Here is a 12,033-nt window from a genome sequence, read left to right on the forward strand (position 1 = left end):
AATCGTTTCCCTCTATTTAAAATTAATTGGTTTTCTGACCGTAAATGGCTTCCCATGATGGTGGGTCCACTCCCATCAAGTGTTTCACAAAAAAGTCCTTGCGTTTGCGTTCCCCAAAATCCCCTCCGGAAGAATGTCCCATTCCGGGTATAGTGACCAATTCAAAATCCTTGTTGGCCTTGATCAGTGCGTTGGCAAACTGCATGGTGCTGGCTGGGTCCACATTGTCGTCCACCTCGCCCAATATGAGCATCAGGTTACCGCCCATCCGATCTGCATTTTCCACATTGGAACTGGCTGCGTAATGCGGGCCAATGGGATAGCCCATAAACTGTTCGTTCCACCATATCTTGTCCATTCTGTTGTCATGGCATCCACAGGAAGAGACCGCCACGTCATAAAAATCCGAATTAAAGACCAAGGCCGCGGCCGCATTCTGCCCCCCGGCCGAAGTTCCGAAAATCCCCACTTTATCAGCATCCATGTAAGGGTATTTTTTTGCGGCTTCCTTGATCCATATCTTCCGATCGGGGAAACCTCCATCTTTCAAGTTTTGCCAACAGATGTCGTGAAAGGCCTTGGATCGGTTGGAGGTACCCATCCCATCGATCTGCACCACAATAAAGCCCAACTCGGCCAAGGAGGACATGGACCAATAATAGGCCCTGAAATCTTTGGGCACAAAGGAACTATGGGGCCCTGCGTAAATATATTCAATGACCGGATAGGTCTTGTTGGGATCAAAGGAAGTTGGTCTGATGATGATGCCCCAAATATCGGTGATACCGTCCCTGCCCTTTGTCGTGAAAACTTCGGGAGCAATCCATCCTTCTTTCTGCAAAGCGGAATGGTCTGCCTTTTGCAACTGCATGATGGCCTTTCCATTTTTTGATGATTTCAAAAGGGTCACTGGTGAAGCGTCCACTCTGGAATATCGATCCACATAATAGGCAAAATCCTCGGAGAAGGTGACCTCATGGTTGGCATTTTCCACCGTGAAGCGGGTAAGGTTCTTTCCATCAAACCCCACCTTGAAATAGTGGATGAAATAGGGGTCTTGGTCTTTATCGACCCCACTGGCCGTAAAATAGACCTCCCTGTTCTCCTCATCCACATGGACGACTTGGCGTACCACCCACTCCCCTTTGGTAAGCTGTTTTTTTACCTGCCCCGTCTTTCCATCGTAGAGGTAAATGTGGTTCCAACCGTCACGTTCGGACGTCCAAATGATCTCTTTGCCATCTGCCACATCGTATCGGTACTTTTTACTGCTGTAGTCAATGAAGGTGTCACTGGTCTCGTTCACCAAAACTTTCAGGTTCCCCGTCAAAGCGTCCACCTCGATTACTTTGTAAGCCTGGTGGCCGCGTTGGTTGAACTCGAAGGAGAAGGCACGGCTGTCCTCCCTCCAATCGATTCGGTTCAGGCCAAATTGATGGCTGAACTCGTCCGTAGGGATCGGTATGTGCTTTTTGGGGTCCACTAGAAACAATTGCGGACTCTTGAAGGGAAGCTCATCCCCTGGTTTCAAATAGTCCCTGGATTGCAACTTGGGCTGGAACTGATCTGCTGGACTGGATTCCACAAAATAGATTTTTCGGTCATCCCCCGGACGCACTTTATAGGCCATGATCTTTTTCCCATCGGGAGACCATTTGATGTAACTCGAATAGTAAAACCCAGGCGCCCCGTCATAACTCAGGCGGGTTTCCTCTTCGGTCTCATTGTTCTTGATGTACAGGTTGCTGTTTTTGATAAATGCGGTCATTGTAGAATCTGGCGACATCACGGGCGGGTTGGTCGTTTCATCGAACCTGCTGCCCCAATACCCTCTGTTTCTGTCCCTATCCCTTGGATTTGCATCAATAATGGTCAGCGTGTTGCTGCTTGGGCGGTAGGAAACTTTCTTCTTGTCAAAAATGAACTTGACCTCGTCCATATCGGCATCAAACTCCAGTTCAGTAATGTCGATTTGGTCCGCATCGATTTCTTTATCAAATGTTTCGGACAACAATTTGGCCAAGGCCACATGGTCAAAACATTCTTTTTGGGTTTCGGCGGAAGGACTTACCCATAGGTATTCCTTTCCTTTGGAGGTATTGTTTACATACCACAGCAGCCCATTTTCCAACCAATGAAAACTGGAAGGTGAGTTGATGACCTTGTCCCGAAACAGGGAATCTAGGGCAATCGCCTTTTTATATTCCGCTAAAGTCCCTTGGGCAAATGCTGCTCCCGAAGTTATAAGTATAAAAAATACACTTATTTTTTTGACAAAAGATTCCATAGTATCCATAAGGTTAAAACTAGAGATAATCTCTTATTCCATATCAGTTCATATTACCTTATGCTGATACTATATTACCCTAAATGCTTATTGGGGCGTAAAAAAAGGTGAGAATTGGACAGTATCTATCCTGTCAATGGAATCGATCGGGGGAAAGTGGGGAAAGGTCCATCAAGGGCTTCGCGTTGGACACTTCCTGTGTTACCAGTTTACCCGTAATGGGGCCAAGGCTCCATCCCATCATGGCATGTCCCGATGCAATGACAAGATTGTTGTATTTGGTGGTTTTTCCAATATATGGCAATCCATCCGGAGATACGGGTCTCAATCCTGAAGTTGCCCTATCCTTCTCTGCTTGCAGTATTTCAACATTTTGATAATGTGCTTTTACCGCCTTGGCAAGGGCCTCTACCCGTTCCTTTTGGATGGTGTCGTTGTTACCGGAGAATTCCATCGTGCCGGCAAAACGGGTAAAACCGTCCATTGGGGTGATGGCCATTCGGGCATCCACCAAAATGGTAGGCAATGTAATTCCGGTGGGGCGTGCCACATCCATACTGTATCCTTTTCCACCTTGAATGGGAACGTTCAAGCCCAAAGTGGAGGCCAATTTGGACGTCCAGCTTCCACAGGCCAGTACAAACTCATCGGCCTCATAAACCGTATGCTGGGCTTTCATGGCCACTATCTTTTTTCCCTCGACAATAATCTCTTCCACTTTTTGTCCCGTCCTGAACCGTACTCCCTGCAACCGTAACCAATCCTTTAGTTGCTGCATGAAATGGTGGGGGGTCATGTGGGCATCACAGGTATAGTGCACCGCACCTTTTACCTGGTCCGAGAAGACGGGTTGGATCTTGTGCAACGCTTCTTTGGAAAGCACCGAGACATCCAGTCCTTTCTTTATGGCCTGTTCAGCCACTTCGTGTTCCTCTTCTTCCGCCTTGTCCGTACAGTAGGCCATCAGCACCCCTTTTCTTTCATAATGGAAGTCAAAATTCTGGGCGGACAGCATTTCTTCATACAAATCCCTGCTCTTCAGGTTGAGTTCCATGAGAACAGGTATTGCTTTTTTCACCTTTGAAACAGTGGCCGATTTCTTGAAGAGCAAAGCCCATTTGAAGAATTCCATATCCCATCTGGGTTTGATATAGAACGGACTGGAACTGTCCAGCATCCATTTGAGACCTTGGGTGATAATGCCTGGGGCGGCCAAGGGTATAAAATGGCTCGGGGTGATGTATCCTGCATTGATGTAAGAGGCCCCACTGGTCATATCAGTCTGGTCCAATACCGTTACCTCATACCCTTCCTTTACCAAATAATAGGCACTAAAAAGTCCGGAGATGCCTCCCCCCACAACAATCACTTTCTTCATTTTGGAACGATTTAAATCACTTGGAACCCTTGTGCGTACGGGTCGTCATCATCTATGATGATGTTGTTGTATCCGGTGACCTGGGCCCATCCTTGGATACTGGGCACAATGGCCATTTTGTCCGCCAATGTGGTTTCTTTTACCACCTTTCCGACAAACTTGCTGCCGATAAAGCTTTCATGGATGAAAGGCTCCCCAACATCCAATTTTCCCTTAGCATACAATTGGGCCAAACGGGCGGAGGTTCCTGTACCACAAGGGGAACGGTCTATCGCCTTGTCCCCATAAAAAACAGCATTCCTTCCGGATGATGTCGGGTCAATCGGGTCTCCCGTCCAGAGCATATGGCTCACATCGCGAATGGTACTGTTTTCTGGGTGGATGAACCTATCCGGGTACTTTTCATTGATCCTGTTTCTCACCACTTGGGAATACTGGATGATCTGTCCCGCAGAAAAATGGTGTACTCCTTTGAAATTTTGTTGGGGGTCCACAATGGCATAATAATTTCCACCATAGGCCACATCAAAAGTAATCTCTCCCAACTCGGGGCACTCCACGGTCAGATTTTCGGCGGCCAGATAGGATTTTACATTGACCAGACGCACCCAATCCACTTTTTTCCCAGTCTGTTGGTATTCGATTTCTACCAATCCGGCAGGGGCTTCCATCCGTATCTTTCCAGGTACTTTGGGAGCGATCAATCCTTCTTCAATAGCCACCGTGATGGTCCCAATGGTCCCGTGCCCGCACATGGGCAAACAACCTGAGGTCTCGATAAAAAGGATGGCGAAATCATTTTCAGGTTCATGGGGCGGGAACAGAATGCTCCCGCTCATCATGTCATGCCCCCTGGGCTCGAACATCAAGCCTTTTCTTATCCAGTCATATTCCTTTAGGAAATGCTGTCTTTTTTCACTCATATTGGCCCCTAAAAGATTGGGACCACCTCCTGCAACAACCCTGACCGGATTGCCACAGGTATGTGCATCAACACAAAAAAATGTTTTTCTTGCCACTGGTAGCTCTTTAAAAAACCATCCTATTTTTAGTGATCAATTTGCGTTTATTATCCTTTGAGGTGTTCCGGCAACAATGACTGCGGAAAGGACTGATAGCTCACAGGCCTCACCCATCTTTTTATGGAATGGATGCCCACCGCCGTAAACCTCGAATCCGTTGAGGCCGGATAAGGTCCACCATGTTGCATGGACGGGCAGACTTCCACTCCTGTCGGAACTCCGTTATAGATGACCCTGCCAACCCTGTTCTGAAGGGCGTCCACAATTTCTGCCAAATCCAAGGCATCATCATCTTCTGCAATGAGGGTCCCTGTCAATTGCCCTTCCAATCCTTCTATGATCTGAAGGAGTTCGGTTTCGTCCTTGCACTGGACCACCATGGAAAAAGGCCCAAAAACTTCTTGGTGCAATTTAGGGTTGTCCAAAAACTCGGCCCCTGAAACCGTAGCCACTACGGAGGCCGCATAATTGGGTTCCAGTGTTCCCGACACTTTTCCAACGACCTCCACACCTGTTTGGGAGGTTACATCGGCACCTTTTTTGTCATATCCGCTTTTGATATTGGGGTGCAACATGCACTGTGGGTCCAAAGCAATGGTCTCTTTGGCGAGTTCGTTTACAAAACTTTCCGTATTGCCATCCTTCACTGTCAACAGCAAACCGGGATTGGTACAGAACTGTCCTGTTCCCAAAGTGATGGAACCAGCATAAGTCTTGGCGATTTCATTTCCTCTTTTGGAAATGGCATTTGGCGTAATGATCACTGGGTTAATGCTTCCCATTTCCGCAAATACGGGAATAGGCTCTTCTCTTTTAGCTGCCAAATCGAACAGGGCCCTTCCTCCGCCAATACTTCCTGTGAATCCCACGGCTTTTACCTTGGGATGGCTCACTAGATCGACCCCGGCCTGAATGCCTCCATTGATACTGGAGAACACTCCCTTCGGCATCCCGGTCTTTTCGGCCGCTTTTACAATGGCAGAAGCCACAAGTTCGGATGTCCCTGCATGCATGGGGTGCGATTTCACAATCACAGGGCAACCTGCCGCCAAGGCACTTGCCGTATCGCCACCTGCCGTGGAATAGGCCAAAGGAAAATTACTGGCCCCAAATACGACCACTGGCCCCAAGGGAATCATCGTCTTTCTCAGGTCATCCTTTGGCAGTGGTTTTCTGTCCGGTTGCGCGGCATCGAAGGTGTTTTCCCTCCAATCGTCGTTGGCGACCAATTCGGCAAAGGTCCTCAACTGGAACACGGTCCTACCCCTTTCCCCTACTGCCCTTCCTTCGGGCAATCCGGATTCTGTGGTGTAGGTGTCCACCAATTCTTGGTCCAAGGCCAACATTTCATCGGCAATGGCATTCAAAAAAGCTGCACGTTTTGCTCCTGGCAGCTTTCTGTATGTTTTGAAGGCGTCCCATGCCGCAGAAACGGCCTCCTCTATTTCTTCTTTTGTGGCTTCCACAAAAGTTGTTGGGTTTTCACTGTTCAATTTGGGGTTGATGGTCTTGAACCCAACGCTCCCCTTTCCGCTAAAATCTCCTGCAATACAGTTTTTACCTGTAATCATACTGTGCTTTTTATATTCTTATATTCTGGGAGCACCGGCCTGTTTTTCATTGCCGTTTCTATAATATTGAGAACACGCTCCCTTTCTTTTCCTTGCAAGGGCAACCTTGGTGCCCTAACATTTTCGGTACCGATTCCAGTGGCCACTTCCGCCAATTTAATGTTCTGCACCAATTGGGGCACTATATCCAACTCCAACAATGGCATGAACCACCTATAGATTTCAAGGGCTTCATTGATTCTTCCCGCCTTGACCAACTCATAGATGGCAACGGTTTCCGCTGGATAGGCACATACCAATCCGGCCACCCAACCATCGGCACCGCTTACCAAGCTTTCCAATCCCAGGGTATCTACTCCTGTGAATACCTTCAAGCGGTCACCAAAACGGTTTCTCAACCTTATGATATTGGTAATGTCCCTTGTGGATTCCTTTATGGCTTGGATATTATCACATTTCAAGAGTTCGGCCATCATGTCCAAAGTTACCTCAATTTTATAATCTATGGGGTTGTTATAGATCATCATGGGAAGTGAAGTGCTGTTGGCAATGGACTGAAAAAACACAACGGTTTCGTGGTCGGTCGCCTTATATCGCATAGGAGGCAATACCATGATTCCCTGTGCTCCTGCCTTTTCGGCTTGTTGGGCCATGAAAATGGCTTCTTTGGTACTTTGTTCGGCAATGGTCATCACAACAGGAATCCGACCCCCTACCATTTCAAGGGTAGCCTTGATCAGGGTTTCTTTTTCGCTCTTGGTCAGTGTACTTGCTTCACCCAAGGAACCTCCTAGAATGATCCCATGGACTCCGGCATCCATTTGGGCCTTGATATTTTTCTCGAACATAGCAAGGTCCAGTTCGTCCTCGCTTGTGAATTTTGTCGTAACAGCAGGCATGATGCCTTCCCATTGTATCATATTGCTAATATTTTGGTTACAAAAATAAAAGACCATTCAGCAAGATGCGGTCTATTTATTAGCCTTTTATGATACTATATTGACAGAAGAATAAGACATAGTCCATCCAATAGGCAAAATTTAGTTCATAAAATAAGGGTAAATAGAGCTTCCAAAGGGGGTTTTCTCCATTTTCTTGATTTTTATTATCTAAAATCTATACTATATTACCCGAAAACATTGTTTTGACCCATAAAGTTAGTAATTTCATATAAAAACCTCGTAAGCCATGAAAGTTCTCCCATTCAAAATCCCCAAGCCCGAACAAGAAGCACTCGTCTATCAAGAAGATTCCGGCATCATCTTTTATGACAAGTTGCACCAACATGAAGAAATACAGATAAGCTATGTTGCCGCTGGGGAAGGATCCCTCATTGTGGGTGACACCGTCAACGATTTCAATCCGGGTGACGTGCTGGTCATAGGGGAAAATGTACCCCATGTGTTCCGAAGCGACCCTAAGAACTCCCCAAAATCCGTTATGTACACCTTGTTCTTCACCAAAAAATCATTCGGCAAGGATTTTTTCAGCCTTTCGGACCTGACCAGGTTACAGCTTTTCTTTGAAGAATCGGGATATGGCATCAAGATCATGTCTAACTTGGAAAGGTTATCGTCCCATTTTGGACATCTCAAAAACCAGAGCCGTATCCAACGGATCGCAACCTTGCTGCACATTCTCGATATCATGATATCCTCTGAAAAACAACCTTTGTCCACTTTCGTATACCGAAAAATCTATACGAACGACGAGGGCAACCGAATGAACAATGTGTTTGAATTTGCCCTGAACCATTTCCACGAACCTTTTTCCCTGGATACTGTGGCGGATAGGGCCAACATGAGCAAGAATGCTTTCTGTCGCTATTTTAAGAAGCGGACCAACAAGACTTTTTTTCAGTTTTTGATAGAGATCAGGATAGAACATGCTTGCCGATTGCTTTTCAGGAACAACGATCTTTCCATTGCCATGGTGTCCGAACAATGTGGCTTTCTCAACATTGCCAACTTCAACAGAAAGTTCAAAGAACTAAAGGGCTCCACGCCCACCCAGTACAGAAAATACTCCATTGAAAAATGGAACAACCAATCCAAGGCCTCCTGATGATTCAAAATGAAACCACCTGGAGGCATTGTTCAGTTGTGCGTTTCTATTCGTAAAACTTCCAATTGGTCTTGAAGTCCTTGGTCAATTTTTGGCCAGTGATGATAGCCCTTACCATTTCCATGGGCATGGCGTTCAGCTTGATGGCCTTGTCATGGAATTCCTTTATCCCCATTTTCCCACTGTCCACCATTTCCTTTTTCAAGGCGTAGAATTGGCGTCCTCCTGTCAAATAGCCCACTTGGTACAATGGGTTACTGTTGCTGGACAAGGGTCCACGGATCTCACTTTCAGCATTGATGCGCTCATGGCCCACTTTATCCACCAGAAAGTCGATACATTGCTGCGGCGTCCATTCGCCCATGTGGAAATTAAAGGAAAAGATGATACGAGCGCAGCGGTGCATGTGCCAGAACAGCATCCCTACGCGCTCTTCCGGCGTGGTCGGAAAATCCATGTCCCACAACAAGAGCTCCCAGTACAATGCCCATCCTTCCATCCAGAATGGTGTACCGAAGTTGCGATAGGTACGGTAACGCTCATTCATGAAATATTGCATGTTGTGCCCAGGAATCAGCTCATGGTGCACTGTTGCGAACGAGAAATTGGGATTGTTGCCCCGCATGCTCATCATCTTGAACTCATGGTCCATGGTATTTGTGGGGTACGAAATGGTAATATTGGTCCCTCCCGTGAAGAAGGCGTTGGTACGCTGTCTTTCGGGTGACATCATATACATCCCCCAAACCTCTTCTTCCAAAGGTGGAATGGTGACCAAATCATGTTTTTTGAGGAACGCTACGGATTTTTCATATAGATCCAATATCGCCTCTGGCTGTTTTCCGGGAGGCACATAGGTGTCCTTCACATGCTCCAAGGCAGCTTTCCAATCGTTGCCAAATCCAAGCTCTTGGGAGGCCTTCAGCATCTCCTTTTCACACCAGGCAAATTCCTCATTGGCTATTTTGGTGAGCTCCTCTGGGGTGTACGGAACCATTTGATATTCCAGCAGACGGTTGAGCTCCTCTCGGCCTACAGGTTTTCGGGAAACGATGCCATTTTTGTCCGGGGTCTGTTTCTGCTTGAACAATTCGGTGTATTCCTTCAACGATGCATCCAGATCTTCATAGGTTTTTGAGGTCCACCAGGTGAACATGGGATCATACCCATTGTAAAACCCATGAACATCGGCCAAGGCCTGTTGCAGGCCGTTGCCAACATCGGTCGCCTTCCTGATGACCAGCACGCTCAGGTCGTCCGAAGCCTTTAGCGTTGTTTTCAGGGAGTCGATCTGATCAAAGATTCCGGACCAATCCTTTGCCACTTGTTGTGCATGGGGCTGGATTCCTCTTCTTCTCAATTTAAACAGGTCGTAGACCGTATTGCTAAAAGGGAACCATTTGGCCACACTGTCCAACTCGCGTCGCTCCACTTGGGACTGACGCAAGTTTTCATTGAGATCTCTTTTGAAAAGAATATAATCCACTTGGCATTCTTGGGACAACGCATCAAAGTCCATGGCGCTCAGTTTGTCCAAATATTCCTTGTACAAGCGGTCCATACGGTCCAATTTTTCTGGGTATGATGCAGATGGACCCCTTCTTCCAAAACCGTAGAACGACCCTGTGGAAGGACTATAAAAATTGTCCAATACCCTGGAATCTGCCTGAAAATTTTCCATGAGATAGGGCATCTCCTGGCAGGGAACAAAATCCGCTTCTTGGGCAAAGCCCATAGCTATGGTTACAAGACTAAAAAGCCCTCCAATAAAAGTGTTCCTCATTTCTATTGTTTTGGTGGATCGTAGAATTTCCATTTGGCCTTGTAGTTCTTGCTGATTTTCTGATCGGTCATGATGGCCTTTATCATTTCAACCGGCATTGCATTCATGGTGATAATCCTATCATGGAATTCCTTGTTGGTCATTTTACCGCTGTCCACGAGTTCTTTGTGCAAAGCATAGAACTGACGACCTCCTGTGAGATAGGCCAACTGATACAATGGAGGATAGTTGCCCACAAAAGAACGTCTTACCTCGCCTTCTGCATTGGCCCGCTCATGCCCAACACGGTCCACCAAAAAGTCGATACATTCCTGAGGCGTCCATTTGCCCAAATGATAGTTCAAGGAGAAAATGATACGTGCGCAACGGTGCATGTGCCAGAACAACATGCCTATGCGGTCTTCGGGTCCTTGCGGGAAACCTTTGTCCCACAACAGAAGTTCCCAGTAGAGTGCCCATCCCTCGGTCCAGAATGGGGTGCGGAAATTGCGGTAGGTTCGGTGACGGCTGTTCATGAACCCTTGCAGGTTGTGCCCTGCAATCAATTCGTGGTGCACGGTCGCCATGGAGAAATGTGGGTTGTTGCCCCTCATGCTCATCATGCGTTGCTCATAGGTCATGGCATCAGTGGGGTATGAAATACTGATCGAAGAGCCACCGGTAAAGAATGGATTTACCAATTGACGCTCTGGGGACATCATACCCATACCCCAAACTTCTTCTGCCAATAGGGGAATTGTGATCAAATCGTTCTTTTTAAGGAAATCCACCGCTTCTGTGTAAAGGCGCAAAATCAATTCTGGCTGTTTTCCAGGCTCCACATACGCGTTCTTTACTTTTTCCTGGGCCGCTTTCCAGTCATTGCCAAATCCCATTTCTTGAGTTGCCTTCAATAGTTCGGCATCGCACCAAGCAAATTCTTCATTGGCCAATTTTATCAATTCTTCAGGGGTATAATCGATCATTTCATACTCCAATTGCTTCATCAGTTCTTCCCTGCCCACAGGATTGCCCACAATGCCACTTTCATCCACAGGCTTCCCTTTATCGATTTTTTTGTTGAATACTTCGGCATACGCGTCAAAGCCTTTGCCCATTTCTTCGTAAACGGTGGACATCCACCACGTGAATAGCGGATCATACCCATTATAGAAGGAATATACGTTCTCCGCTGAATTTTTAAGGTCCGTGATGACAAGAAGTGCTTCTTCCACCTCATCCTTCGCCAAAGTGGTTGTTCCTTCAAGTTGGGTCTTCAGTGTCTTCAACTGCACCACCACATCGTTCCATTCCTTGGCCATTTTGGTGGCATCAGGTTGATGGCCCCTTCTTCTTCCTTCAAGATACGAATAGATGTTGCTGGAGAACGGAAACCATTTTTTGATCTTTTGATAGACGACTTCTTGTTCCTTGGCCTCGGCATTTTCCTTTTCCAAATCCCGTTTGAAAAGCACATAGTCGGCCTTACATTCTTGGGCCAGTGCATTGAAGTCCAATTTTTCCAACTTCACCAAGTAGTCGTTCCTTAGTTTGGTCATTCTGGCCCTTCGTTCGGGAGATCCTCCGGGATCATTTGTCCTTCCCCAAGATCTACGGGCACCCGGCGCATAAAAACGGACCAATGAACCATAATCCGCATTGTATTTGGTCATTAGATCTGGCATTTCCTCGCAGGGCACATACAGCGCTTCTTGTTTTGCCTGTGCATTCAAGGACATTGAAATTGGCCCCATCAAAAGAATGGCCGAGGCAATCCATAACATTTTTTTATTTCTCATTCTGATCGTTGGTTTGGTTAAAAAATTATCCAATACCGAAAGAAAATGACCTCTGTACCTCACTGGACCGAGTCATTTAGGGCATTGCAAAAAACTTGTGTTTCTGTAAAACACTTTAAAGGTATTGTAGATTTATGCCGTCCCGTAATC

Annotated in this window: 8 protein-coding genes; 1 reads left to right on the plus strand and 7 read right to left on the minus strand. The window is 46.8% G+C overall.

Features of this window, described 5'->3' with window-relative positions:
• Positions 1-22: 22 nt before the first annotated feature.
• From DB398_RS07155 to DB398_RS07175, 5 genes are all read right to left on the minus strand, one after another.
• On the minus strand, positions 23-2,296 hold the full coding sequence (locus tag DB398_RS07155) for a S9 family peptidase (protein WP_234416129.1): 2,274 nt from the start codon (positions 2,294-2,296) through the stop codon (positions 23-25).
• 124 nt (positions 2,297-2,420) lie between these two features.
• The gene (locus tag DB398_RS07160) at positions 2,421-3,665 is read right to left on the minus strand and encodes an NAD(P)/FAD-dependent oxidoreductase (protein ID WP_108423708.1); all 1,245 of its coding nucleotides are present in this window, start codon (positions 3,663-3,665) and stop codon (positions 2,421-2,423) included.
• Positions 3,666-3,676: 11 nt separating this feature from the next.
• Positions 3,677-4,684 carry a 4-hydroxyproline epimerase gene (locus DB398_RS07165; protein ID WP_108423709.1) on the minus strand — a complete coding sequence of 336 codons (1,008 nt, stop codon included), beginning with the start codon at positions 4,682-4,684 and terminating at the stop codon, positions 3,677-3,679.
• Positions 4,685-4,734: 50 nt separating this feature from the next.
• Positions 4,735-6,258 (minus strand): aldehyde dehydrogenase (NADP(+)), encoded by a 1,524-nt coding sequence (locus DB398_RS07170; protein WP_108423710.1) that lies wholly within the window; start codon positions 6,256-6,258, stop codon positions 4,735-4,737.
• On the minus strand, positions 6,255-7,178 hold the full coding sequence (locus DB398_RS07175) for a dihydrodipicolinate synthase family protein (protein ID WP_108423711.1): 924 nt from the start codon (positions 7,176-7,178) through the stop codon (positions 6,255-6,257). The genes DB398_RS07170 and DB398_RS07175 overlap by 4 nt, the downstream gene beginning before the upstream one ends.
• A gap of 268 nt (positions 7,179-7,446) precedes the next feature.
• Here DB398_RS07175 and DB398_RS07180 point away from each other — a divergent pair, with 268 nt between their 5' ends.
• On the plus strand, positions 7,447-8,322 hold the full coding sequence (locus tag DB398_RS07180; protein ID WP_108423712.1) for an AraC family transcriptional regulator: 876 nt from the start codon (positions 7,447-7,449) through the stop codon (positions 8,320-8,322).
• Positions 8,323-8,368: 46 nt separating this feature from the next.
• Here the strand turns inward: DB398_RS07180 and DB398_RS07185 are convergent, their stop codons facing one another.
• Positions 8,369-10,105, minus strand: a complete 1,737-nt coding sequence (locus tag DB398_RS07185; RefSeq protein WP_108423713.1) for a DUF885 family protein — start codon at positions 10,103-10,105, stop codon at positions 8,369-8,371.
• Between the two features lie 2 nt (positions 10,106-10,107).
• Positions 10,108-11,883 carry a DUF885 family protein gene (locus tag DB398_RS07190; protein WP_108423714.1) on the minus strand — a complete coding sequence of 592 codons (1,776 nt, stop codon included), beginning with the start codon at positions 11,881-11,883 and terminating at the stop codon, positions 10,108-10,110.
• Positions 11,884-12,033 lie beyond the last annotated feature (150 nt).

Origin of the sequence: Flagellimonas amoyensis, assembly GCF_003058265.1 — a bacterium.
GTDB lineage: Bacteria > Bacteroidota > Bacteroidia > Flavobacteriales > Flavobacteriaceae > Flagellimonas > Flagellimonas amoyensis.